This window comes from Rhodococcus sp. As11 (assembly GCF_048957735.1).
Lineage (GTDB): Bacteria > Actinomycetota > Actinomycetes > Mycobacteriales > Mycobacteriaceae > Rhodococcus > Rhodococcus gordoniae.
Window position 1 is genome coordinate 67,171 of the sequence record NZ_JARDJE010000004.1, and the last position, 24,170, is coordinate 91,340.

General features: G+C 68.8%; 22 protein-coding genes and 1 riboswitch. Of the genes, 9 read left to right on the top strand and 13 right to left on the bottom strand.

All coding sequences use genetic code 11. The features are described from left to right. Positions 1–23: 23 nt before the first annotated feature. The gene (locus tag PV766_RS06445) at positions 24–1,349 is read right to left on the bottom strand and encodes a DUF2254 domain-containing protein (protein ID WP_421096695.1); all 1,326 of its coding nucleotides are present in this window, start codon (positions 1,347–1,349) and stop codon (positions 24–26) included. 111 nt (positions 1,350–1,460) lie between these two features. Then, a riboswitch (glycine riboswitch) is annotated at positions 1,461–1,551 on the top strand. Between the two features lie 143 nt (positions 1,552–1,694). Here PV766_RS06445 and PV766_RS06450 point away from each other — a divergent pair. Next, positions 1,695–2,705 carry a DMT family transporter gene (locus PV766_RS06450; RefSeq protein ID WP_421096696.1) on the top strand — a complete coding sequence of 337 codons (1,011 nt, stop codon included), beginning with the start codon at positions 1,695–1,697 and terminating at the stop codon, positions 2,703–2,705. Between the two features lie 51 nt (positions 2,706–2,756). On the opposite strand, the gene PV766_RS06455 is transcribed toward PV766_RS06450, so the two are convergent. From PV766_RS06455 to PV766_RS06465, 3 genes are all read right to left on the bottom strand, one after another. Next, positions 2,757–3,998, bottom strand: a complete 1,242-nt coding sequence (locus PV766_RS06455; protein ID WP_421096697.1) for an SPFH domain-containing protein — start codon at positions 3,996–3,998, stop codon at positions 2,757–2,759. A 2-nt stretch (positions 3,999–4,000) separates the two neighbouring features. Further along, positions 4,001–4,441: an NfeD family protein gene (locus PV766_RS06460; protein ID WP_421096698.1), complete on the bottom strand. Its 441-nt coding sequence runs from the start codon at positions 4,439–4,441 to the stop codon at positions 4,001–4,003. 192 nt (positions 4,442–4,633) lie between these two features. Next, a complete protein-coding gene (locus PV766_RS06465; protein WP_421096699.1) occupies positions 4,634–5,467 on the bottom strand; it encodes a DUF3097 domain-containing protein in 834 nt (277 codons plus the stop codon). 80 nt (positions 5,468–5,547) lie between these two features. On the opposite strand from PV766_RS06465, the gene PV766_RS06470 reads away from it, so the two are divergent. From PV766_RS06470 to PV766_RS06500, 7 genes are all read left to right on the top strand, one after another. Further along, positions 5,548–6,357 carry a hypothetical protein gene (locus PV766_RS06470; RefSeq protein ID WP_064064877.1) on the top strand — a complete coding sequence of 270 codons (810 nt, stop codon included), beginning with the start codon at positions 5,548–5,550 and terminating at the stop codon, positions 6,355–6,357. Between the two features lie 170 nt (positions 6,358–6,527). Further along, complete coding sequence (locus PV766_RS06475) at positions 6,528–7,382, top strand: MurR/RpiR family transcriptional regulator (protein WP_064064878.1); 855 nt, start codon at positions 6,528–6,530, stop codon at positions 7,380–7,382. Between the two features lie 115 nt (positions 7,383–7,497). After that, on the top strand, positions 7,498–8,991 hold the full coding sequence (locus tag PV766_RS06480) for a tyrosine-protein phosphatase (protein ID WP_421096700.1): 1,494 nt from the start codon (positions 7,498–7,500) through the stop codon (positions 8,989–8,991). 39 nt (positions 8,992–9,030) lie between these two features. Continuing rightward, a complete protein-coding gene (locus PV766_RS06485; RefSeq protein ID WP_421096701.1) occupies positions 9,031–10,062 on the top strand; it encodes an ABC transporter substrate-binding protein in 1,032 nt (343 codons plus the stop codon). Further along, positions 10,046–11,713 (top strand): ABC transporter permease, encoded by a 1,668-nt coding sequence (locus PV766_RS06490; protein ID WP_421096702.1) that lies wholly within the window; start codon positions 10,046–10,048, stop codon positions 11,711–11,713. Before PV766_RS06485 ends, PV766_RS06490 begins: the two co-directional genes overlap by 17 nt. Before the next feature lie 26 nt (positions 11,714–11,739). Beyond that, entirely contained in the window at positions 11,740–12,837 is a 1,098-nt protein-coding gene (locus PV766_RS06495) for an ABC transporter ATP-binding protein (protein ID WP_421096703.1), read from the top strand. Then, positions 12,834–13,445, top strand: coding sequence for a histidine phosphatase family protein (locus PV766_RS06500; RefSeq protein WP_421096704.1), 612 nt, complete (start codon positions 12,834–12,836; stop codon positions 13,443–13,445). The genes PV766_RS06495 and PV766_RS06500 overlap by 4 nt, the downstream gene beginning before the upstream one ends. Here PV766_RS06500 and PV766_RS06505 read toward each other — a convergent pair. Next, a complete protein-coding gene (locus tag PV766_RS06505; protein WP_421096705.1) occupies positions 13,426–14,256 on the bottom strand; it encodes a class I SAM-dependent methyltransferase in 831 nt (276 codons plus the stop codon). The two genes, PV766_RS06500 and PV766_RS06505, sit on opposite strands and share 20 nt — an antisense overlap. Before the next feature lie 169 nt (positions 14,257–14,425). Between PV766_RS06505 and PV766_RS06510 the strand changes: the two genes are divergently transcribed. After that, positions 14,426–15,106, top strand: a complete 681-nt coding sequence (locus PV766_RS06510) for a winged helix-turn-helix transcriptional regulator (protein WP_064064991.1) — start codon at positions 14,426–14,428, stop codon at positions 15,104–15,106. A 24-nt stretch (positions 15,107–15,130) separates the two neighbouring features. Here PV766_RS06510 and PV766_RS06515 read toward each other — a convergent pair whose 3' ends face one another. The 8 genes from PV766_RS06515 to PV766_RS06550 form a co-directional block, all read right to left on the bottom strand. Further along, a complete protein-coding gene (locus PV766_RS06515; protein ID WP_421096706.1) occupies positions 15,131–16,201 on the bottom strand; it encodes a ferrochelatase in 1,071 nt (356 codons plus the stop codon). A 22-nt stretch (positions 16,202–16,223) separates the two neighbouring features. Next, positions 16,224–17,030 carry an NADH-dependent enoyl-ACP reductase InhA gene (gene inhA / locus PV766_RS06520; RefSeq protein ID WP_016935267.1) on the bottom strand — a complete coding sequence of 269 codons (807 nt, stop codon included), beginning with the start codon at positions 17,028–17,030 and terminating at the stop codon, positions 16,224–16,226. A 67-nt stretch (positions 17,031–17,097) separates the two neighbouring features. Continuing rightward, a complete protein-coding gene (gene fabG1, locus PV766_RS06525; protein WP_064064883.1) occupies positions 17,098–17,847 on the bottom strand; it encodes a 3-oxoacyl-ACP reductase FabG1 in 750 nt (249 codons plus the stop codon). Between the two features lie 65 nt (positions 17,848–17,912). After that, complete coding sequence (locus PV766_RS06530; protein ID WP_064064884.1) at positions 17,913–18,893, bottom strand: VWA domain-containing protein; 981 nt, start codon at positions 18,891–18,893, stop codon at positions 17,913–17,915. After that, positions 18,890–19,849: a DUF58 domain-containing protein gene (locus PV766_RS06535; RefSeq protein WP_016934892.1), complete on the bottom strand. Its 960-nt coding sequence runs from the start codon at positions 19,847–19,849 to the stop codon at positions 18,890–18,892. The genes PV766_RS06530 and PV766_RS06535 overlap by 4 nt, the downstream gene beginning before the upstream one ends. Beyond that, positions 19,846–21,126, bottom strand: coding sequence for an AAA family ATPase (locus PV766_RS06540; RefSeq protein ID WP_421096707.1), 1,281 nt, complete (start codon positions 21,124–21,126; stop codon positions 19,846–19,848). Before PV766_RS06540 ends, PV766_RS06535 begins: the two co-directional genes overlap by 4 nt. Positions 21,127–21,295: 169 nt before the next feature. Beyond that, entirely contained in the window at positions 21,296–23,218 is a 1,923-nt protein-coding gene (locus tag PV766_RS06545; RefSeq protein ID WP_421096708.1) for an NlpC/P60 family protein, read from the bottom strand. A gap of 332 nt (positions 23,219–23,550) precedes the next feature. After that, positions 23,551–24,099, bottom strand: coding sequence for a DUF6676 family protein (locus PV766_RS06550; protein WP_421096709.1), 549 nt, complete (start codon positions 24,097–24,099; stop codon positions 23,551–23,553). Positions 24,100–24,170 lie beyond the last annotated feature (71 nt).

Here is a 24,170-nt window from a genome sequence, read left to right on the forward strand (position 1 = left end):
ACCGGTCCTACACGGCGGTCCGGTCAGACCGGTCGGTGTTCTGCGGGATCCGTCGCTCCCTCTGCGACGGCGCGGAACCGTTCCAGGTCGTCCGGATGGAATTCCGGCCGGGCGACGACCGCGTCGACGAGCATGCGCAACTGGTGTTGCAATGCCGGCACGTACTCGGTGCGTCCCTGCTCCGAGACGTAGTCGACGAGCATGCGCAGCACCCGGGCGAGCGCTGTGGAGACGTGCAACTGCGCCGAACCGGCTTGTCGGATCTGCTCGAAGGCATGCTCGATGTACTCCTCGGGAGACAGGATCCACGGACGTAACAGGATCCGACCCTCCGCACCCGCGATCGCCGGCGCCGGATTGTCGGTGACCAGTAATGTGCGCAGGAGACTTCCGAGCCGCAGCACCACTTCGGTCGCGGTCGTCGGATCGTTGATCGCCTGGCTCAGCGCGCGCAGCGCGATGTCGACGAGTTGCCGCAGCGCGAAGTCCACGTCCTGCTGCATGGTACGTACATTCGAAATCTCCACGGCCGCCTCGAGTCGCCGTAGCGTCACAGCCCGCTCCGGCGTCGGATGGATCCGGAGAAGAGGTTCCCCTCGGTGGATGTACGCGCCGGGTCGTGTCTCCATTCGTACAACGGCCCTCGGTGGGACCACGGCGAGAACGAGCTCGGCCGGCGCCTGGGTCACCCAGCCGTCACGCGGGGCGTACACCGTCGCGCCTTCCGAGAAATCCGATTCCGGCACCCGCTCCGCGTGGAGCTCGCGGTTCGCACTGCGACCCGTGTGCGAGATGACATTCTCGGCTTCCGACGCGATGCTGCGCACGACCTCACCGACCTGCAGACCGTGAGCCAGCCGATTCAGATAGGCGATGATGAGCACCACGGTCGACACTGCGAGGGCCACCGCGAGAGTGGTCGACAGTGTCGGGGCCGGCGCCGCCTCGTCCGCGCCGATGTGGCGCAGCGTCAGTACGCAATAGACGAACGTCGCGACCAGCATTCCGATGACCGTCTGGCTGACGCGATCCCGGATGAAGGAGCGCATCACCCGCGGCGAGAACTGACTGCTGGCCAGCTGCAGGCTCACCACGGTCAACGAGAAGACGACACCGGCGGTGGTGATCGTGGCGCCCGCCACGGTGCTCAGCAACCAGATCGCCGCATTGCTGTTCATCTTCATGCCCCAGCGGAAGGGGGCGACGCTCCGATCGATGTAGCCGCTCACCTCCGCGAGCACGGCTCCGGCGACGACGATGAGGGCGGGCAGGGCGAACAGACTCTCCCGAAATCGGTACACCCCCGCAGCGATCCGCAGCTGCATCCACGATCTCGGCAGAGTGCTCATGCCCACCAAGCCAACCACCGAGTGCCGGTACTGCGGGTACTCGCATCGGACGTCCCTGCGGATCGGTCGTTGCCGATCCATGAGATACTCGACGGACAACTGAACAGCCACCGAACCGCGGCGGGAGAGTCCCGCACACAGCGGGCGCCGAAGGAGCAACCTCCCCGGGAATCTCTCAGGCCCCCCAGACCGCCACGGCGAGGCTCCTCTGGAAAGCAACTCTTCCGGGTTCACCGAAGGTGTAAGCGGATCACGTCCGCGAAAGCTCTCAGGTCCGATGACAGAGCGGGGAACGACATCACCCGCTGGTGCTCTCTTCGAGCACCCTGGACCCGAGGAAGACGTGTGACCGTTTCCCTGGGCGCGCCGCCGCGCGCCGGTACTTCGCTGTCCGCGCCGCCGCGCGCTGTCGATTCGCTGTCCGAGCCGAGTGGCCCTGTTCTCCCTCCCTCCCCCACTCCGACGTCGCCGCCGCGTGCGAACCGGCGGCTCGGAATCGCCGCGATCGTGTTGTCCGCGACGGCGATGGGTGCCGCCGGCCTGTTCGGCCGCAAGGCCACCCCCGACGGCGCGGTTCTCGGCGAGGCACTCACGCTCGGACGGATGGCGGTCGGGGCAATCGGCATGCTCGTCCTGATCGCGTTGTCCCGACGACTCGGGCAGGTGCGCCGCACCCGTCTGTCCTGGCCGGTCGTGGGAGGAGGCGTCTTCCTCGGACTGTCCCTCGCGACCTATCTGTCCGCCACGGTGTTGACCGACCTGTCCCGGGCCGTGGCGCTCCACTATCTCGGTCCCCTCGTCGCGACAATCCTCGCGCGGGTGTTCCTGAAGGAGGGGATCGGTCGCCTCGACGCGCTGTCGATCGGGACCGCGTTCGCCGGGATGCTCCTTGCCGCCGGTCTGGTGGGCGGTGATCGTTCCGGCGGCGAGCACGACACGCTGGGCACAGTGCTGGGCGTGGCCTCGGGTCTCTTCTACGGTGCGGCTCTGCTGTGCTACCGCTATCGCACCGACATGCCGTCCGACGTCCGGTCCCTGTGGAACTTCGTCTTCGGTGCCGTCGCGACGGGCGCGATGGTCGTGGTGACCCGACCCGACATGTCGGGGATGACCGTGACGCAGTGGTTGTGGGCCGGCGGGTTCTTCGTCGTCTGCGGTCTGTTCGCCCTCGGCCTGCTCGTGGTCGCGGGGAAGCATCTTCGTGCTGCGGAGCTGTCCGGACTGTCCTACCTCGAAGTCGTGGTCGCACTGATGATCGGCATGGCGGCGTTCGGAGAGTCCGTGACGGTGCTCGCCGCGGGAGGCGCCGGGCTGATCCTGGTGGCCATGGCGCTACCGATGCTCGGACGCCGATAACGAGTGGGAGGGTGCGCCACTCGGCGCACCCTCCCACTCGGATCCATTGGGCTACTGCTGTTGTCGCGGCGGTTCGACCGCCTCTTCGGCCGCGTCGTTCGCCATCCAGCGTTGCGCCGGTGGCGGGGTGGGCAGAGCCGATCGGCCTCCGCCTGCGCCCTGCGCGTCCTCTGTTGCGAGACCTGTCCGGACCGCAGGATCGACCGGCTTGCGCGCGACCGCCTCGGCTTCGGCGACAGCCTGGGCCACCTCCGGGTCGCGCTTGGTCGCGAACCAGTCCTCGACCTCGGCACTGTCGTCCTCGGGCCGCTGCAGCGCCTCTTCGACGGGACTCGGCTCGAACCGGAAGACACCGTCCTCACCGGGCGCGCCGAGGGTTCGTGCGAACCCTTCGAGCGCCTTACCGAAGTCGCTCGGCACCACCCACATCTTGTTGGCGTCGCCCTGCGCCATCTGCGGCAGCGTCTGCAGGTACTGGTAGGCGAGCAGTTCCGGAGTGGGCTTGCCGGCCTTGATCGCTGCGAACACCTTCTCGATGGACTTCGCCTCGCCCTGGGCCTCGAGATAGCGGGCCGCGCGATCACCCTGGGCGCGCAGAATCCGCGATTGGCGATCGGCCTCGGCTTCGAGGATCGCGGCCTGTTTGGCGCCTTCGGCGGAGAGGATGCGCGATTGTTTGTCGCCCTCGGCGGTCTTGATCGCCGATTCGCGGTTGCCCTCGGCCGTGAGGATCATGGCACGCTTCTCACGATCGGCCTTCATCTGCTTCTCCATCGATTCCTGGATCGACGGCGGCGGATCGATGCTCTTGAGTTCGACTCGGGCCACCCTCAGTCCCCACCGTCCGGTGGCCTCGTCGAGCACACCCCGCAGCTGGCCGTTGATGGAATCGCGGGAGGTGAGGGTCTCTTCGAGGGTCATTCCGCCGACGACGTTGCGCAAGGTGGTGACGGTGAGCTGCTCGACGGCGGCGATGTAGTTGCTGATCTCGTAGACGGCGGCCTGCGGGTTCGTGACCTGGAAGTACACGACCGTATCGATGCTCAGCGTGAGGTTGTCCTGGGTGATGACCGGCTGCGGCGGGAACGAGACGACACGTTCGCGCAGATCGACCTTCGCCCGGATGCGATCGACGAAGGGCACCAGGAAGGTGAGCTGACCCGATGCCGTCCTGTAGTACCGGCCGAGACGTTCGATGACCGCGGCCTCCGCTTGAGGTACCAGCGAGACCGATTTCGCCACGACCACCACGACCAGTGCCACCACCACGGCGAGCACGATCAATGCTTCCATCCTCAGACACCCCTCCATACGACGGCAGTCGCGCCGTTTATCTGCATCACTGTCACTGTCGTACCCGGCTCGTACACCTCGGTGGCGTCCAGTGGTCGGGCGGTCCACACGTCGCCGTCGATCTTCACGCGCCCGGAATGCTCCCCTACCTGCTCCAGGACGAGGGCATGCTTTCCGGGGAGAGCGTCGATACCGGTCGGCAGAGCGGGCGGCAGGGAGTACCTCCGCCTCAGCACCGGCCGGACACCGAGCAGCAGCACCACCGATGTCACCGCGAAGATCATCGCGTCGATCCAGACCGGAAGATCGGTCGCCGCGGAGACACCTCCGGTGACGAGCGCAGCGGCGCCGAGCATCAGCAGCGCGAAATCGCCCGTGAGCGCTTCGCCGGCCGCCAACGCCGCTCCGGCGATCAACCAAATCAATGCGGCCACGGTCACCATCGAACCACAAATCGGACATCCCGGCAGATGCCCTGGTGGAACAGCTGCCGCACGCGTCGTTCCTCCATGTTCCGTGACGCACGAGCGATTCCGGGGGTGGAATTCTTTATTTCTTCCACTTCCGTCCTGTCCGGATTACATCATCGAGTCATCACGTAACCGCTCGTGTACCGGTCCGAGGTGCGCCGGTCCTCAGCCCTCGTCGGGTTCGGTGACGAAGTCCACGAGACGCTCCACCGCGCCGATGAGATGCGATTCGAGGTCCCGGAACGATTTCACGGCGCCGTACACTCGTCGCCACCCCTCCTGCGGTGTGCCCCAGCCGAGTTCACGGCACACCCCGGTCTTCCAATCCTCGCCGCGCGGGATGGTGGGCCAGGCGTCGATGCCCACGGCCTTCGGCTGCACCGCCTGCCACACGTCGATGTAGGGATGGCCGGTGACCATGACGTGCGGACCGAGGTTCGCGGTGAGGCGCTCCTCCTTGGACCCGGTGACCAGGTGGTCGGCGAGGACACCGACACGCCGGCCCGGTCCGGGCTCGAACTCGGCGAGGCGGGCACCGAGATTGTCGAGGCCCTCGAGCTGCTCGACGACCACTCCCTCGACCCGCAGATCGTGTCCCCACACCCGTTCGACGAGGGCGGCGTCGTGCACGCCCTCCACCCAGATCCGGCTGCCCCGCGCCACGCGTGCCCGCGCACCGTCGACACGGGTCGATCCCGAGGCCGACCGGGTCGACCGCGCCGCGGGACGGGCCTTCGGCCGGACGAGGGTGACGGGCGTTCCGTCGACGAGGAACGCCGCGGGCCGCATCGCGAACAGCCGGGTACGTCCCTGCGCGTCCTCGAGTCGCACGAAATTGCCGTCGTAGGTCTTCTCGATGCCCACGATCGCACCGCACCAACCGGATGCGGCGTCCTCGACGACGACACCGCGATCCGCTGCGAGTTCGGGAACGGCCTTCTTCTTCGTGCGGGCGTGACCGGCATAGATGTCGCCGCCGTATATATCGCGTGGGCTCACGCCGGTCGACCCTAGGACATCGCGCGGGGTGGCTCGCGCCGCCACGCCGACCACCGCCCGGGCCGCCGTATGCTTTCGGGGTGAGTTCTCCGAGCCTGACGCTGACCGTGTGGGCGGGGTCGTGGCTGTCCGGTCACACCTCCCCCGACGACGTGATCGACGCATTGCACGAATGGGCGCCGATGCATCTCGTGGGTGCCCACGATGCGGCGGCGGCCTCCGCAGCCGGCCTCCCCGACCGGGGGGTCGCCGACGGTGCCGCCCTGCTCCTCACCCTGATCCGCCGCGTCGACACCGCTGCCGGCGCGGGACTGCGTCTCGTCCTTCCCGCCCCGGGCGCCGTACACGCCCTGCCCGCCGGCACCGCGTTCGCATCGGCGGCACTCGCGGCAGGCGAAGGCGTCGTCGTGGGAGCGCCCGGTACCCCGGGACTGGGTCTGGTGCCCGTGATCGAGGGTCCGGACGTCCTGCGGTGGAATGTCTTCACCCTGCCCGCCGTCCTCGAGATCGCACTCGACGGTGGTCTGGGTGCGGCCGAGTACGCGATGCGGGAGGCGGTACGCGATGCCGCCTCCGCGCTGAGCGGTATCCCGACGGTCGGCACCGACGGTCGCCGTACCGACCCGCGAGCGGAGATCGCCGAGGAGGTCGCCGAACTCGCCCGGCACCGGTATCCCCCCTCACTGCCCGCACGTGCCGTGCGCATCCTCGACACCGCCGACCAGGTGGCGGCGATCCTCACCGTGGCGGGCCGCGGTGGGGGTCTGCGTGCCGGTTCGGTCTCGGGCACCGCCGGTCGCGAAGGCGCGCTGCAGCCGCTGTGGGCCGCGGTGCGCGAGGCCCGTGTCGGCGCGGTCGCGGCTGCTCTGCGGGCCGAGCATCATCGTTGACCGTTCCCGGGCCGTGCGGTGACCGATCGGTGAACGGCGCCCTCCCCCGTCGGTGACGCCGGGATGAACGGTGAGCACCCGCAGCCCGATCGGCCCGGAGCGTCGTTAACCTGACGATCCTGAGCTCGCCGGAGTCCGCCGGCGTGGGGACGAACAGGACAGTTCTCAATATGTCGCATCCTTCCGACCGATCCTGGCGTTCGAGCGCCACCCTCGCCCGTCTGCGCTCCGGACTCGCAACGCTCGGACCCGGCGAACAGCGCGTCGTGCGCACCGTGTTGACCGAGCCCGCCGCGGTGGTGGAGTTGTCCACCGCCGAGCTGGCGGCAGCATCGGGCACCTCCCCGGCGACCGTCGTACGCGCCTGCCAGAGTCTCGGTTTCCGCGGTTTCCACCATCTTCGTCTCGAACTGGCCCGGGCGGCACCGGATCCCGAGCACCCTCCTGCCACTCCTCTGGATTCGGCGTTCTCGGCCGCGACGGAAGCACTCACCGCGACCCGCGCAACCGTCGACGAGGCCGGTTTTGCACAGGTCGTCGACCTCGTCGTGAGAGCCCGTCGAATCCTGTTGGTAGGAAACGGTTTCTCGTCGCCGCCGATCCAGGACGCGGCCCTGCGCCTCACCACGGCCGGTCGCAGTGTCGAGGCTCCGGTCGACATCCTCGGTCAGCAGTTCTCGGCCCGGCTCCTGACCGCCGACGACCTGTGTCTCGCGGTCAGCTATTCGGGCGCGAACACACACACTCTCCGGGCATGTACCGCCGCACACGAGCGCGGTGCCACGATCGTGTCGGTGACGAGCTACCCCGGCACACCACTGACACGCATCTCGGATCATGTGCTGATCGCCGGTGCAGGTGCCCACGAGAACGAAGCGGACTCGTTCTCGGCACGCGTGTCGCAGAGCACGATCCTGTACGCGCTGCAACGAGCCGTGCTCGCCCACCCGGAGCATCCGGAGGTTCACACCGGCGCCCACGACGTGGTGGCGGCAGCGCTGACCGACACACTTCCCGATTGTTAACCCGTTCGACAACGCCCGTTCCGGACGAAGGGGCCGAACGTTCGATCCAACCGCCCACGATATGCCTTGCCGGAACGGTGTTCCGGAGGCAGTGGAACGGTGAGAGAGGCGAATCGTGGAGTCCATCGAGGTCGACGGTGTGTTCAATGTGCGCTCGGTGTCGGGGCCGTACCTGGCCCCCGGCCGACTGTTCCGTTCCGCCACGCTCGACCACCTGACGGACGAAGGGCGGAAGGTGCTCGAGCAGATCGGGATCCGAACGGTCATCGATCTGCGGGACAACCGCGAGCGACCGGGGAGCACGGCCACCGCATCGTGGAACGTCCTGCACCATCCGCTCTACGATCCGGCGACCGGCCCACCCCGAAGCGGTGAGATCACCGCGATCTACCGCACCCTGCTCGACGAGCGCGGCACCGCTCTCACCGACGCCGTCCGGACCCTCGCATACTCTCCCGCCCCGGCGCTCGTGCACTGCACCGCAGGCAAGGACCGCACCGGACTCGTCGTCGCAGTGGCGGCGGCCGCGGTCGGAGTACCCGACTCGGCGATCCTCGACGACTACTCGTGCTCGGGGCCTCGGCTGCGACCGTACCGCGAGAATGCGGTGCGGATTCTGCTCTCCGATCTGACGCTCGACCCGGCACAGTACGCGGAATCCGTGGAACTGCACCTGGATTCCCCGGCCCCGGCCCTGCAGTCGGCACTCGACCACATTCGTCGGCGACACGGGTCGGTGACGGGATATCTCGATGCCCACGGCTTCACCGCGGACGATCTCGCTGCTCTGCGAACCCGCCTGCTCGGCGAACCGGAACTGACGGTGTTGCACCTGAGCGACGTCCATGCACGCGGTACCGAGGACCCCTCAGGGCGCGGTACCGAAGAATTCTTCTTCGGTGTCGACGGCGTGGGACGTCTCCGTGCGGTGATCGAGGGAGCCTCGACGTCGCGTCTACGGCCGGACATCGTGGTCGTCACAGGTGATCTCGCACATCGGCGGGCGGTCTCCGCCTATCCGCGACTCGCTGCGGTCTTCGACGAGATCCGCACGCGTCTGCAGTGCCCGGTGCTCACGGTGCCGGGCAACCACGACGACCCGGTCGCCTTCGCGTCGGTGTTCGGCACGAATCCTGAGGAACACCTTCGAGGGTTCCGGGTGCTCGGTGTCGACACGAGTCCGGGGTCGCTCTCATCGGACGAGCTCGAGCGGTTGTCGCACGAACTCGCGACTCCGGCTCCGTACGGGACGGTGGTCGTGATGCATCATCCGCCGGTTCCGTCGCCTGCCGCCACGTTGACGGGCCGTGAACTCGCCCGCGCCGACGAATTCGCCGCGGTACTGCGTGGTTCCGATGTCACCGCGATCCTCGCCGGCCATTTCCATCACCCGATGGCCGGTGTGTTCGCGGGGGTCCCCGTCTGGGTCGGCGGCTCTCTGGCCTACCTGCAGGACATCGGAACGCCGGGGGACTCCCTCGTCGCCTTCGACGACCCTGCCTACTCGCTCGTGCAGTGTTCCCGTTCCGGTGTCCGTGCCCTACCCGTGGCACTGCGCACCCCCGAGGTGCTGTTCCGGTCGAGCCCTACGCTCACCGTCGCCTCCTGATCCTCATCTCCCTCCCCGTCGTCCATCACAGGAGCACAAGTGACATCCCTTCCCCGTCTCGTGTCGGTTGCCGCGCTCGGCACGGTCGCCGCATTCGCCCTCGCGGCCTGCTCGGAGCCGGCCGCCTCCGATTCGGAGCAGACCGGTTCGTCCACCGGCGACGCGCAGACCATCACGGTCTACACCTCCGAACCACAGGCCAAGATCGACGAGATCGCCGCAGCATTCACCGATGAGACAGGTATCGGTGTCGAGATCTTCCGGGCCGGCACCGGTGACCTGACGGCTCGGATCGAGGCCGAACGCACCACCGGTGAGATCGGCGCGGACGTGCTGCTCGCCGCCGACGCCCCGACCTTCGAAGGCTACAAATCCGAAGGGCTCCTGCAGCAGTACACACCCCCCGAGTCGAACGCGCTGAATCCCGATGTCGTCGACCCGGAGGGCTATTACGTCGGCACGCGGATCATCCCGACCGTCATCGCCTACAACACGACGGCCATCGAGACGCCCCCGACCTCGTGGAAGGAGCTCACCGATCCGGGCTATCTCGGACGCATCACCCTGCCGAACCCGAACGTCTCGGGTGCTGCGGCGTTCAACACCGCCGTCTGGCTCGACACCTCCGAGCTCGGCGAGCAGTGGCTCGCCGGTCTTGCCGCGAACGAGCCCGTCGTCGCCGAGAGCAACGGCCCGGTCGGCCAGGCGGTCGCGGCCGGGACGCAACCGGTCGGCATCGTCGTCGACTATCTCGTCCGCGAACTCGCCGCGAAGGGATCTCCGATCGCGGTGTCCTATCCCACCGACGGTGTCCCGTACATCACCCAGCCCGCCGGCATCTTCACCGACTCCGACCGGACCGAAGCCGCCCAGAAGTTCGTCGATTTCCTCGTGAGCAGGAAGGGGCAGGAAATCGCGGTCTCACAGCAGTATCTTCCGGTGCGGGACGACGTGGGCACACCTGCCGGTGCTCCCGCCCTGTCCGAACTCACGCTGCTGACACCGGACCTCCAGACGATCACGGACACCCAGGACGAGGCTGTCCGGAAGTTCGATGACCTCGTCGGCTGACCTCCGCACTCGGCCCGCCGCCCGCATGCCCTCCGGGCGGCGGGTCGATCCCGTCCTCGGTGTGCGGGTCGCGGTGTGGGTGTTCGTCGCCGCCGCGATCATCGCCCCACTCGCGACCGTGGTGGCGCTCGGCGCGAACGGGCGGCACATCGGACAACTCCTCGACGACGATATCGCCGGGGCCGCGATCAACAGCGTCGTCTCGGCGGGATGCTCGGCGTTGTTCGCCGTCGTCCTGGCCACCGCGATGGCGTTGCTGCTCGACCGTACCGATCTACCCGGCCGAGGCTCCCTCCGCCTGATCCTGCTGTCGCCCCTGTTGATTCCGCCGTTCGTCGGTGCCATCGCCTGGACGGGGCTGCTCGGCCCCAGCGGAATGGTCAACCGCTTCTGGACCGACCACGTCGGAGGCCCGCTCTGGAACATCTACGGGGGCGACGGGGTGGTGTTCCTCCTGACGGTGCACTCCTATCCGATGGCATATCTCATCATTTCGACCGCGCTGCGCAGGATCCCCGGAGACCTCGAGCAGGTGGCGCGCATCGGCGGAGCCTCGCCCTGGCGGGCGATGCGCACCGTGACGATCCCCCTGCTGCGACCGGCACTTCTCGCCGCGTTCACCCTCACTGCGGTGGGCAACCTCGCCGACTTCGGCATTCCGGCCCTCATCGGGCTGCCCGAGCGATACACGACCCTGTCGACGATGGTCTACCGGTACATCCAGTCGGGGACGGTCGATCGTCCCCTCGAGGTGGTGTCCACCATCGGCGTCGCCCTGCTGGCGCTCGCAGTGCTCGCCGTGGTGACGGACCGCGGACTGTCCCGCCGGCACCGGCAACTCGACGGAGCCGTCACCGCACCACGACAGATCCGGCTCGGGCGTGCACGCGTCCCGGCCGGTGTCGCCGCGTGGGTCGTCGGCCTCGGCCTGACCGTCCTGCCGATCCTGGCTCTCGCGACGCAGGCGCTGCTACCGGCCCCGGGCGTTCCGCTGACCTGGGACAACTTGACCCTGGACAGCATGGTTGCGGCCGTGACCGCACCGGGAACCCTGGTCGGAGTGAAGAATTCGCTGATTCTGGCCGTCGGCGCAGGCGTCGTGTGCGCGGTGGCCGGCCTGGCGATCGGCGTGCTCACCACGCGCACCCGATCCCGCGACAATGCGGGGCTCGACCTGACGGTGATGCTCCCGCAGGCGGTGCCCGGCCTCGTCATCGCGGTCGGATGGCTCATTCTGGGCCGCTACACCGGACTGTTCGACACGCGGTGGGTGATCCTCTGCGCCTATGTGACGGCTTTCCTCGCAGTCGTCGTCCAGGCCGTACGCGCCCCGCTGTCGACCACGTCCGAGTCCCTGGAAGAGGTGGCCCGCACATCCGGCGCGTCGCGTCTTCGAGCGCTGCGGGACGTGCCGTGGGCGATGACCGTACCGGCCGCCGTGACCGGAGGCGTGCTGGTCGCCGTGACCGCGGCACGTGAACTGACGATGTCGGTGCTGCTCGTCGCGCCGGGCACCCAGACACTGGGTGTGTCGATCTTCAATCTGCAGCAGGCCGGCGACTACAACGCCGCGTCGGCGTTGTCCCTGCTCGTCGCGCTCGTGGGAATCGCCGGCCTCGGTGCGGTCAGGGCTTCCCGTGCGGCTCGATGAACTACTCACAGATCGGATAACTTTTCATGTCCGCGATCACCCTGACCGGTGTCGACCTGCGCTTCCCCGACGGCACCGCAGGACTGTCCGGAATCGACCTCGACGTTCGGGACGGCGAATTCGTAGCCCTCGTCGGTCCGTCCGGATCGGGGAAGACGACCCTGCTCCGCACGGTGGCCGGCTTTCTCGACCCCACCGACGGCACGATCCGGCTCGGTGAAGACGTCGTTGCCGACGGCACTCGGAGTGTCCCCCCGGAGAAGCGCCGTCTGGGCATGGTGTTCCAGAACCACGCCATCTGGCCGCACCGGAACGTGTGCCGCAATGTCGCGTATCCGCTGGAGATCGCGAAGCTCCCGCGTGCCCACCGCGCGTCGCGGGTCGCCGAGGTGCTCGAGCTGGTGGGGCTTCCGGGTCTGGAGAAGCGGGATCCGGCGACCCTGTCCGGCGGGCAGCGACAACGGGTGGCGCTCGCTCGCGCACTTGCCGGCCGGCCCCGCGCTCTGTTGCTCGACGAGGCGTTGTCCGCCCTCGACGAGCCGCTCCGCGACCGGTTGCGTCTCGAATTGCGCACCCTCACCCGCTCCCAGCAACTCACGGTCGTCCACGTGACACACGATCGTGCCGAGGCGCTGGCGCTCGCCGACCGCGTCGTGGTGCTCGACCACGGCCGGATCCTGCAGATCGGCACACCCGAGGATCTCGTGCTCCGCCCGCGGTCCGCCTTCGTCGCCTCGTTCTTGTCGGATGCGAATCTGCTGACCGGAAGCGTGTCGGCGGACGGCTTCGTCAGCGACGACGGTGCCGTCCGGCTGCGACCGGATGCGATTCCGGACGATGCCTCCGGGCGGGGCACTCTCGCAGTTCTTCCCGCCGACATCACGTTGACGGCACCACAGGACGCGCCGAGGCAGGGCATCGTGATGTCGTCGCTGTTCGGACGCGATGCCAGCGACGTCGTCGTCTCGTGCCGCGGTATCGAATTCCGTTGTGCCGTCGCAGGGTTACGTCCGGCGGTCGGAGACCGCGTGGGAGTGTCCGTCCACCGCGCGCTGTTCTACCCGTCGACCGGCAGGGTGACGACCGACGAGGACGCGAACGTGTTGTCCGGGGTGGGTCGATGAACACCACCCGACTGGCTCTCGTACGGCACGGGCGTACCGACTGGAATCGGCGCGGCCTGCTGCAGGGCAGCACCGACGTCCCACTCGACGAGGTCGGCCGGGAGCAGGCACGGGGCGCCGCGCGCCTACTCGAACTCCTCGACCCCACCGGCTGGGACACCGTTGTGTCCTCGCCGCTGTCACGCGCGTACGACACCGGCCGAATCGTGGCCGCCCATCTGTGCATCGGGATGTCCGGAACGATTCCGGATCTGGCCGAACGTACCTACGGCGATGCCGAGGGCTCGACCCGGGAGGACGCCGAGGCGCGCTGGCCCGGCGGGAATTTCCCCGGACTCGAACCCCTGGGGGCAGTCGCCACGAGAGGCGTACGCGCACTCGACGTCGCTGCCGCGATGCACCCCGGCTGCCGGATCGTGGTCGTCTCGCACGGCGCACTGATCCGCGCTGTACTCGACCGGCTGTCACCGGAACCCGCGCCGCGCATCGTCAACGGCGCCGTGAGCGAACTCGAATGGTCCGGCCGGTGGGTGGTGCGATCGGTCAACCGCACCGCGCCACCGGACCCGGACGCCCGCGCGGGGCGGGTCAGCTCCGCTGCGCGGTGACCAGCAGGTATTCCCAGTCCATCGCTCCGCCACCGAGATCGTGACGCTGGGCGAGTTCGAGGAGCTCACGATCGAGGGACGCGACCCGCTCCTGATCGTCGGCGATGTTGCGGTACACCGCGATCGTGGGACCGTATGCGGCCTTGAAGAAGTCCCGGAAGTCCGCACCGGTCGCGAAGCACTCGACACGGAGATTCTCGGTGCGTGCCTGCAGGTCGGTGACGCGATCGCCGATCAGTTCTCGTACGTGCACCTCGTCGCCCCACAGCGGTGGCGGTTGCGCGCCCGGAGGAGGCGGCGGCGCATACGGTTTCATCGTCGCGAACATCTGTCCGATGAAGCCACCCGGTGTCCAGCTCAGCAGGCCGATTCGGCCACCCGGCCGTGTCACCCGGAGCAGCTGGTCGGCGGCGGCTCGGTGGTAGGGCGCGAACATCACTCCGACGCAGGAGATCACGGCGTCGAAGCTCGCATCGTCGAACGGGAGCGCTTCGGCGTCCGCCTCCTGCCAGTCGAGATCCGCACCGGCCGCCTCGGCGTCACGCCGGCCGACCTCGAACAGTTCCGGTGTCAGGTCGGTGGCGACGACCGTCGCTCCGGTGAGCGCGGCCGGAATCGAGGCGTTGCCGGACCCCGCGGCGATGTCCAGGACGCGGTCGTCCGGACCGATTCCGGTTGCGGACACGAGTGCGGGTCCGAGTTCGGCGATGACCTGTGTCGCCACCGCCGGATAGTCGCCGAGTGCCCACATCGCCCGGTGCTTGGCCTTGAGGACGCGATCGGCGTCGTGTGTCGTGGAGATGCCGGTCATCAGAGGATTCCTCCTGTCGAGGGACCCGGCTTCGGCACCGTCGGGCGGCGGCCCCGGGTCACAGATCGACTGTAGGAAGGCCGGGACGGTGTCCTCCAGTACACAATCTGTACCGCATCGCCGTCCGTTCGTGCTGGTCGCGGCGGTCCGACCGGCCTACTATCCGATCATGGGCCCGCCCTACCAGCAGTTCTGTCCCGTCGCCAAGGCGATGGAACTGTTCGACGAGAGGTGGACGCTGCTCGTGGTGCGCGAACTCGTGCTCGGCAGCGAACGGTTCAACGACCTCCGACGGGGCCTGCCCCGCATGTCACCGACGCTGTTGTCGAAGCGGTTGCACGGGCTCGCGGCGGCGGGCATCGTGCAGCGCCTCGAGGACGGAACCGACGTCCGGTACGTGCTCACACCCGCAGGACGCGACCTCGAGACCGTCGTCGACGCGCTCGGCGCCTGGGGGACGCGCTGGACCGGCAGGCTCGGCGACGCCGATCTCGATCCGAGGCTGCTGATGTGGGACATGCACCGACACGTCGACCGTGCCGCCGTGCCGGGATCACGGACGGTTGTCGAGTTCGTCTTCCCAGCGGTCACCCACGCGGCGCGCCGGTGGTGGCTCGTCATCGGTCCCCACGAGGTCGACGTATGCGACGAGAACCCGGGATTCGAGGTCTCGGTCCGGGTGACGGCCGGGTTGCGGGAGCTGACCGAGATCCGGCGCGGCGAAGCCACCTGGTCGGACGCCGTGCGTTCGGGCACCGTCGTCGTCGACGGGCCGAGCGTCCTGCGTCGGTCTCTGCCGCGCTGGTTCCGCTTTCCCCTCGCCGTACCGGCCGGACAACCCGCCGGATGAGGCGGTGCGACAGATCAGTCCAGATCAGTCGGCGGGCCGGGCCGGGCGTTTCGGCGGCTCGCAGCACCCGACGGCGCACAGGCTCCCGTTGCACCCGGCTCCGAGCAGCGGTTCGGTGCCGCAGCGGCGGGCGGTGACCCCGTCGCGCCGTTCGTCGACGAGTTCGCGGACGAGTCGAGCGAAGCGCGGGTCGGTTCCGGCCGTGGCCGCGCGCGAGAAGCCCATGCCCAGCTCGGCGGCGCGGTCGCGGGCTTCGGTGTCGAGATCCCACACGACCTCGAGGTGGTCGGAGACGAATCCGACCGGCACGACCACGACCGCAGCCACGCCGCGTTCGTGCAGGGCCTCGATATGGTCGACGATGTCGGGTTCGAGCCACGGCACCTGCGGCGGACCCGACCGCGACTGCCACACCAGGTCGTAGTCGTCCTCGCCGAGCGCCTCGGCCACCAGCCGCGCGGCCTCGGCGACCTGGCGACTGTAGAGATGTCCGCCTTCCTCCGGCGGACCACCCGTCGCGTCGAAGGAACTCGGGACGGAGTGGGCCGTGAAGACCACGCGCGCGGAGTCGCGCACCTCGTCCGCGAGTTCGACGCGCGCTGCGCGCACCGCATCGGTGACGGCGTCGACGAACAGCGGGTGATCGTAGAAGTGCCGCAGCTTCGTCAGCTGCGGAGCGTTCTCGACGGCGTCCCGAGCCCGCGCGATGTCCTCGTGGTACTGCCGGCATCCCGAGTAACCGCCCCAGGCGGACGTCGCGAACACCAGCGCGTTGCGGATCCCGTCGTCGCGCATCCGGGTGACGGTGTCCTCGACCATGGGATGCCAGTTGCGGTTGCCGAAGTAGATCGGCAGTTCGATGCCGTGCGCGTCGAATTCGACGCGCACGGCATCGATGATCGCCCGGTTGAGGGCATTGATCGGCGAGACACCCCCGAAATGCAGGTAATGCTGCGCGACCTCGTCGAGCCGTTCCGGGGGGATACCTCGCCCGCGGGTGACGTTCTCGAGAAACGGCCGCACGTCGTCGGGACCTTCCGGTCCGCCGAACGACAACAGCATCAGCGCGTCGTACGCCTCGGGGGTGTTCGTCATCGAAATGCCTTCCGTGGTGCGGTCAGCCGCCGAAGCCGACCTGGGAGTGGAACCCGCCGTCGACGTAGACGATGGAACCCGTCGTCCCGGGTAGCCAGTCGGACAGCACCGCACACACGGTCTTCGCCACAGGCGTCGGATCATCGACGTCCCAGCCGATCGGGGACGCGGCCGACCAACCCTCGTTGAGCCGGTTCATCTCGGCGCCCGGACCGGTCGCGTCGCCGGCGATGGCCTTCGCGGCGAGCGTCTTGATCGGGCCGGCGGCGACGAGATTGGACCGGATACCGCGCGGGCCGACCTCCTTGGCCACGTAACGGTTCACCGACTCGAGCGTCGCCTTGGAGACACCCATCCAGTTGTAGAACGGCACGGCCCGGGACGGATCGAAATCCATTCCCACGATCGAACCGCCCTCGTTCATCACGGGAAGGACGGCCTTGGCGAGCGCACCGTACGAGTAGGCCGACACCTCGAGTGCCACCGCGACGTCCGTCCACGGCGCGTCGAGGAAGGGGCTGCCCAGGCACGATCGGGGCGCGAAACCGATGGAATGGACGACACCGTCGATTCCTTCCGGTGCGAGTTCGCGGATCTTGTCGGCGAGACCGTCGAGATCCTCCTGGTTCTGCACGTCGAGGCTGATCGCCGGCGGCACAGGCTGCGGGAGACGCTGCGCGATCCGGTCGATCAACCGGAGACGTTCGAAACCGGTGATGATCACCTTCGCGCCCTGTTCCTGCGCGACCTTCGCGGTGTGGAAGGCGATGGAGGCATCGGTGATGATGCCGGTGACGAGAATGGTCTTGCCCTCGAGCAGTCCGCCCATGAGTGTGTCGGTCCTCCAGTGAGATTCGGATGTGGTCGGTGCGACCGCGGTATGGTCCGCCGGACCGTCAGTGGCCCATGCCCATGCCGCCGTCGACCGGGATCACGGCGCCGGAGACGTAGGCGGAGTCGTCGGAAGCGAGGAAGCTGACGACGGCTGCGACATCCTCGGGCCTGCCCAGGCGCTGCAGCGGGATGAACTTCTTCGCGGTCTCACGCAGGTCGTCGGACAGATCAGCGGTCATGTCCGTCTCGATGAAACCGGGGGCGACGACATTGGCCGTGATCGAGCGCGAACCGAGTTCGCGAGTGACGGAGCGGGCGAGACCGATGACACCGGCCTTCGAGGATGCGTAGTTGATCTGACCGGCCTGGCCCGCGAGACCGACCACCGAGCCGAGGAAGATCATGCGGCCCCAGCGGCCACGCAGCATCGCGCGGTTCGCGCGCTTGGCACATCGGAAGGCGCCGGTGAGGTTCGCGTCGATGACCGAGGTGAACTGGTCCTCGGTCATGCGCATCAGCAGGGTGTCGTCGGTGATGCCGGCGTTCGCCACGAGCACCTCGACAGGACCCTGATGATCCTCGACCTCTGCGAACGCGGCATCGACCGAATCGGCGTCGGTGACGTCGCACCGCACACCGAACAGGCCGTCGGGCGCACCCGAACCGCGATGGGTGACGGCGACCTTGTGGCCGTCCGCCTGCAGCCGACGGGCGACGGCAAGGCCGATCCCGCGGTTTCCACCCGTGACGAGCACGGATCGAGGGGTGGCACCCGCACGCGTGGACGCTGCGGCACTTTCTGCGTCAGTCATGCGTTCCAACCTATCTGGTGGCCGGTCCAGGACGGAAAACGCTCCGTGAAGGCGCACAATGCGGATCAGGGCAGCCGCTGGCGCAGCACCATCGCCGCGCCGAGTCCCGCGATCACCGAGAGCGCTCCGAGCATGAGCCAGGGACGGCTCGCGTCGCCGCGGGTCGTCTCGAAGCCGATCTGCTCCTCGAGCGTGTCGTAGGCATCTTCGAGTTCCTCGAGGCTCGCCGCGGTGAAGAAGCTGCCGCCCGAGAGATTGGCGATCTCCTTGAGCGACGGATCGTCGACGGGCACGGGGATCCGATCGTCCTCGATGGTGACGGTTCCCGTCTGCGTGCCGAACGAGATCGTCGAGACCGGGATGCCCTTCTCCGCGGCCTGTCGTGCCGCGGTGAACCCGCCGCGCGGATCGTCGGGACTCTCGGGCACGGTCTGCTTGCCGTCGGACAGGAGCACGATCCGCGCCGGCGGCGCCTGGTCGCTGCCGCCGAGTACCGCGGCGAGCGTGTCGATCGACTGCATCGCCGTGAAGATCGCCTCGCCGGTCGCGGTGCGTTCGCTCAGCTGCAGGTTGTCGATCGCGGACTTGGTCGCCTCGCGGTTGGTGGTCGGTGAGACCAGAACCGAGGCGGTACCCGAGAACGCGACGAGACCGAGGTTGATGCCGGGCGTCAGGTCGTCGGCGAACTGCTTGGCGGCTTCCTGCGCCGCCGCCAGGCGGGTGGGCGCGACATCGGTGGCCTCCATCGACAGCGACACGTCGATGACGAGCACGACCGTGGCCCGGTTGCGCGGTACCCGCTGCTCGGCGGTGGGACCGGCGAGCGCCACCGTGAGGAAGACCAGGCCCACGAGCAGCAGGGCGACCGGAATGTGCCGGGCGCGTCCGGGACGGGCGGGAGCGACCTTCTCGAGCAGTTCGAGATTCGTGAAGCGCAGCGTGTTCGCCTGGCGCCGACGCTGGACCAGCACGTACGCGCCCCCGAGGGCAGCGACGACGAGCAGCAGCAGCAACCACCACGGTGAGGTGAATCCGGACAGGCTCATCGTCCCCCCTGCCGTGCGGGTACGCCGTAGCTGTGCCGACGCGCCGCGACGAACCGCACGACATCGCCGATCCAGTCGCGGTCGGTGTGCAGGGTCAGGACGGGCGCACCACAGCTGCGCAGCGCCTGGTGCACGGCCGCCCGATGCTCGGCGGCCGCCTGCGCGTAGTCGGCCCGCAGTTCCGGAGTGGTCGTGAACTCGCGGGTGCGGCCCGTCTCCGGGTCGTGGAGGACCACATCGCCCAGATCGGGCAGTTCGAGGTCGCGGCGGTCGAGGATTTCCACGGCGAGGAGTTCGTGACGGCCGGACAGTGCCCGCAGGGACCTCTCCCAGTCGAGCGGACCGAGGAAGTCGCTCACCACGACGGCGAGCCCCCGGCGGCGCTGAGGGCGTCGCAGCGCCTCGACGACGCCTCGGAGATCACCACGGGTCCCGTCCGGCGGATGCGGGGTGGTCGCGACCGTCCGCAACAGCGACTGGGCATGCAGCCGTCCGCCACGCGCGGGGACGCGGACCGTCTCGCTGCCGGTGGAGACCACCGCCCCGATCCGGTTTCCGCCGCCGGTGGTCAGGTGCGCCAGCGCGGCCACCGCCGCGACCACCAGATCGCGCTTCTCGCACAGACCGGTACCGAAGTCCAGGCTGGCCGACAGGTCGATCGCGAGCCACGTCTCGAGTTCGCGATCGGCGACGGTCTGACGCACATGCGGATGCGTGGTGCGCGCGGTGACCGACCAGTCCATCTGCCGCACGTCGTCGCCCGGCTGGTACTCCCGGGCGTCGCCCGGTTCGGAACCCGGCCCCGGGATCAGACCGAGGTGATCGCCGTGCAGGACACCGTCGAGACGGCGCCGCACGGTCAGCTCGAGGGTGCGGAGCGCGGCGGTGAGCGCGGGATCGCGCAGTTCACCGGATCTGAACCGCGGTGGAGACCCGTCGTGAGGACGTGTGCTCACCGCGCGCCCGCACCTCCCTGCGGACCGGGCGCACCGACGGGTGTCTGCGGGCCGGCCGCGGACCGCGGATCGACGGGAGCCGGTGTCGCCGACGGCACGGGTGCGTTCGCCTGCGGCGCGACCTGCGGAAGGCCGACCGTCTGCAGGATTCGGGTGATGATCTGATCCGCGGAGACATCGTCCGCGAGCGCGTCGTAGGACAGCACCAGGCGGTGACGGAGCACATCGGGGATGACGTCGACGATGTCCTGCGGCACCACGTAGTCGCGGCCCCGCACGAGTGCGAGGGCACGTGCCGAGGAGATGATGCCCAGCGTCGCTCGGGGCGATGCGCCGTAGGCGATCCAGCCCTGCACGTCGTGCAGCCCGAGTTCGGTGGGCTGCCGCGTCGCGAAGATGACACGCACGACGTAGTCGACCAGCGCGTGGTGGACGAAGACACGTCCGGCGATCTTCTGCAGGCGCAGGAGCTGCTCGTTGTCGAGCACCTGCTTCGGCTCCGGAGCGGCGACGCCCATCCGGTAGACGATCTCGCGCTCCTCCTCCACCGTCGGATAGTCGACGAGGACCTTGAACAGGAAGCGGTCGCGCTGCGCTTCCGGCAGCGGATAGACACCCTCGTTCTCGATGGGGTTCTGGGTTGCCATCACGAGGAACGGCTCAGGCATCGGGAAGGTCTTCCCGCCGATGGTGACGTGCCGTTCGGCCATCACCTCGAGCAGAGCCGACTGCACCTTCGCCGGCGCGCGGTTGATCTCGTCGGCGAGCACGAAGTTCGCAACGACAGGGCCGAGTTCGGTGTCGAACTCCTCGCGTCCCTGACGGTAGATGCGAGTACCGACGAGGTCGGTCGGCACGAGGTCCGGAGTGAACTGCACCCGGGAGAAGGACCCGCCGACGACCTTCGCGAAAGTTTCGACGGCCAGCGTCTTCGCCACGCCCGGCACACCTTCGAGCAGCACGTGGCCGCGGGCGAGAACACCGACGAGCATCCGCTCCACCAGCAGGTCCTGGCCCACGATCACGCGTTTGACCTCGTAGACGGCCCGTTCGAGGAGACGGACGTCGTCGGCCGGGTCGTACGCCTTCGCACGGGCGTCGCCGCCGGGCTCACGGGTATTCACACCGGACGCCCGCGGTGCCGGTGAGATGTTCACGCCGGTCGTCTTCGGCGCCGGCGCAGCACCCGCCGCAGCCTGGTTGTTCTTCCGTCCGTCGTTGCCACCCTGGTTGCCCGGCGTTGCCGAACCGGACGTTCCACCCTCGCGTGAGGTCACCGACAATCCACCGCTTTCGCCTACGTCGCTCCGTTGGAAACACCTGCTGCACCACTATTGCAGGTGCCGGCTCGGTGTGTCGTCACCCCTGCACCGACCGGGAGACGCACCCGGATCGACCGGATGGGCGCCTGTCCTCGGCGGCACGAGGCCGCGGCAAACCTCGCCCTCACGACACCATGCGCACCACGTACGGTGTCATGCCGCCCCAGCGTACCGGCGAGATCTTCACGTACGACCCCGACTGCGGCGCCTCGAGCATCTGTCCGTCACCGAGGTACAGCGCGACGTGCTGACTGGCGTTGGGTCCGTAGAAGATCATGTCGCCCCGTCTCATCTGGGACGACGGGATCTGTGAGCCTGCCGTGTACTGGTAGCCGGTGTAGTGCGGTAGCGAGACGCCGATGCCCGCGAACGCATAGATCATCAGTCCGGAACAGTCGAAGCCGACCTTGGCGTAGTCGCCGTGGACATCGGCGACACCGCCGTCGCGGATACCGCGGGTCGGTCCGTTCTCGTTCCCGCCGCCCCAGGCGTAGGGCACGCCGATCTGGGACATCGCGCGGTCGATGACGACCTCCACCGCGGCAGGACCGGTGACGCTCGGACGGGACGGGGCGCGAGGCGGCGAATCAGATGTGGAAGGACGGGAGCCCGTTCCGCCGGTGCCGGATCCCGGGCTCTCCACGACGGGGTCGCCCGGATCCGGGTTGTCCCAGTCGATCCCACCGTCGTCGCTACCGGTGCCGTCGTCCACGTCGGGAACGGTGCCGCCGTCCGTGTCGTCCGGGACGGTCCCACCGTCCGTGTCGTCCGGGACGGTCCCACCCTCGGTGTCGTCCGGGACGGTGCCACCACCCGTATCGTCCGGGACGGTCCCGCCGTCGGGGTCGTCGTCCGTGTAGTCCGGGACGGTCCCACCCTCGGTGTAGTCCGGCAAATCCGTACCCGTACCGGTGCCGTCGTCCTGGGGTGCCCCGGACTCGGTGGTGACATCCGGCAACGCGACGTCGCCGTCGGTCGCCGCGGGTGACTCCTCGACCAGGGTGTGGGGGCGGCGGCCGTTGGCGAGTTCCGCCGCACGTGCCCGGGCTGCGGCGTCGGCCGCGACACGCTCGGCCGCCCCCGCAGCCGCGACCCGCGCCGCCTCGGCAGCCGCCGCGGCAGCAGCTTCCTCGGCTGCACGGCGACGATCCCAGTCGAGATACTGCGCGCGTTGCCCCTCGAGTCCGGCGACGTTCACACGGGCCGTGTCGAGCTCGCTCTGGGCGCCCGCACGTTCCTGCTCGATGCGCGACTTCTCGGCGGCCTGCCGGCCGAGTTCGGCACGCGCGACCGCGATCGCGGCCTCCGCTTCGGCCTTGCGTTGTTCGGCCGCATCCGCAGCCGCGTCGGCCTCGAGCTTGGCCGCCCGCGCCCGCGAATGGGAGTTGGCCTCCGTGGCCCGGGCGCGCTGGAGCGCGTCGAGCACGGCGGTACGCCCGGCAGAGAGCACCCGCATCACCTGGGCACGGTCGAGCAGGTCGTCGGGACCGTCGACGTCGAGGAAGGCCGCGAGGGACACCGAATTGGCGCCGCGTGTGTAGCTGTCGCGGACGAACGCGTCGAAGTTCTGCTGCGCGGCGGCGATCCGATCGGCGGCGTCGTCGAGTGCACGACGGGAATCCGCGACCACCCGTTCGGCGAGATCTGCCGCATCGCGCGCGTTCTGCAGGTCGACAAGGGCCCGGTTGACATCCTCGCGTCGGATCGCGACCTGCGCGTCGAGCTCGGCGAGTTGCTGATCGGCGTCGGCGATCCGGACGATCAGTTGCCCGACCCGATCGATATTGGCCGCCACGGCCGCTCCTGCGCGATCGATCTCCGCGTCGGACGGGTTCGGCGGCGGGGGCGGCGCGGCAGAGGCCGTCGTGGAGACGGTGAGGAGTACGGCTGTGACCAGTCCCAAACCGGCGAGCAGCGTGCCGGTGCGCGCCCGCGGGGTACGGCGGGGCGTCGGACTGTCGGGCCGAGGGCCTGCAGTGAGCGCCCGGCCGGCACCGTCCGGCCCCGACCGTCGCGGAATCCCCCCGTGGATACCGAACCGTCTCACTTGCGTCTCCCTCGATCGCGCTTGGTGGCCAAGGCATCCGGCCGGACGACCCGAGGAAGGCAGGCAGCATCGGTCAGCCGTGGGTACCCCATGGCTCACACGCTGCGGTCGTACACCGGCTGTGGACAGCGTCCCCACGAACCGGGTTGTGACACACCTTCCCCAAGAGCGTCATGAGAACCGTACGACACCACAGGGGTATGTCGCATGACAGTCACGAAGATCGTTCGAAGAACACCGTGAGGACACCGAACGGCATCATCTGCCGGATCTCGGCGGAACCGTCGGACGGACGGCCCGGACAACCCCGCGGTGGTGACGGGAAAGAGACGTCAGGAGGCGTCGGGCGATGACATTCCGTTACCTCCGGCAACGGTCTGGTCACCATCCGTCCGGCGCCGCTTCGCCAGGAAGGTCGCACCGGCCGCAAGAGCGACGACGGCGACGATCAGCAATGTCATCAGTGTCCAGGGGGGCGACGGCTCGAGCACCGAATCGACGAAGTTGCGCGTGGACACCACCGGATCGCCGGTGTATGTGCGGTCCTGGGCCGCCTCGAGGGTGACCCGGTCGAGATCCGCGCTGAACGTCCCGACCCAGCCGGGGCTGAGGACCAGCACGGTCCCGCCGTCCTCGGCCCCCACCTCCGTCGCGAGGTCGCGAAGCTGCGAATCCATACGCGGGTCCCGGTCGAGTACGACCACACTCAGGTCGATCCCGTTCTCGTGCGCGCGCTGCACCTCTGCGACGAGATCGTCGACGTACTGCGACGGTGCCGCAACCTGATCGTCGGCAAGATCGGCGAGCACTGTGTCGACGGAGACCCCGGCAGGCAGATCCGTGAGCGCAGGGCCCGGTATACGAAGCAGTGGCGCAGACATCTCTCTCCGGTGGTACTGAACAAAGTCCGGGCGACCGGCGGTCCGGCCGCTCGGAAACGACACGAAGCGCC

What these genes read in the sequence shown, in the direction of transcription:
- PV766_RS06445 (WP_421096695.1), bottom strand. Translation starts at nt 1,349, where the DNA reads ATGAGCACTCTGCCGAGATCGTGGATGCAGCTGCGGATCGCTGCGGGG.
- PV766_RS06455 (WP_421096697.1), bottom strand. Translation starts at nt 3,998, where the DNA reads ATGGAAGCATTGATCGTGCTCGCCGTGGTGGTGGCACTGGTCGTGGTG.
- PV766_RS06460 (WP_421096698.1), bottom strand. Translation starts at nt 4,441, where the DNA reads ATGGTGACCGTGGCCGCATTGATTTGGTTGATCGCCGGAGCGGCGTTG.
- PV766_RS06475 (WP_064064878.1), top strand. Translation starts at nt 6,528, where the DNA reads ATGTCGCATCCTTCCGACCGATCCTGGCGTTCGAGCGCCACCCTCGCC.
- PV766_RS06490 (WP_421096702.1), top strand. Translation starts at nt 10,046, where the DNA reads ATGACCTCGTCGGCTGACCTCCGCACTCGGCCCGCCGCCCGCATGCCC.
- PV766_RS06495 (WP_421096703.1), top strand. Translation starts at nt 11,740, where the DNA reads ATGTCCGCGATCACCCTGACCGGTGTCGACCTGCGCTTCCCCGACGGC.
- PV766_RS06500 (WP_421096704.1), top strand. Translation starts at nt 12,834, where the DNA reads ATGAACACCACCCGACTGGCTCTCGTACGGCACGGGCGTACCGACTGG.
- PV766_RS06505 (WP_421096705.1), bottom strand. Translation starts at nt 14,256, where the DNA reads ATGACCGGCATCTCCACGACACACGACGCCGATCGCGTCCTCAAGGCC.
- PV766_RS06510 (WP_064064991.1), top strand. Translation starts at nt 14,426, where the DNA reads ATGGGCCCGCCCTACCAGCAGTTCTGTCCCGTCGCCAAGGCGATGGAA.
- PV766_RS06515 (WP_421096706.1), bottom strand. Translation starts at nt 16,201, where the DNA reads ATGACGAACACCCCCGAGGCGTACGACGCGCTGATGCTGTTGTCGTTC.
- inhA (WP_016935267.1), bottom strand. Translation starts at nt 17,030, where the DNA reads ATGGGCGGACTGCTCGAGGGCAAGACCATTCTCGTCACCGGCATCATC.
- fabG1 (WP_064064883.1), bottom strand. Translation starts at nt 17,847, where the DNA reads ATGACTGACGCAGAAAGTGCCGCAGCGTCCACGCGTGCGGGTGCCACC.
- PV766_RS06530 (WP_064064884.1), bottom strand. Translation starts at nt 18,893, where the DNA reads ATGAGCCTGTCCGGATTCACCTCACCGTGGTGGTTGCTGCTGCTGCTC.
- PV766_RS06550 (WP_421096709.1), bottom strand. Translation starts at nt 24,099, where the DNA reads ATGTCTGCGCCACTGCTTCGTATACCGGGCCCTGCGCTCACGGATCTG.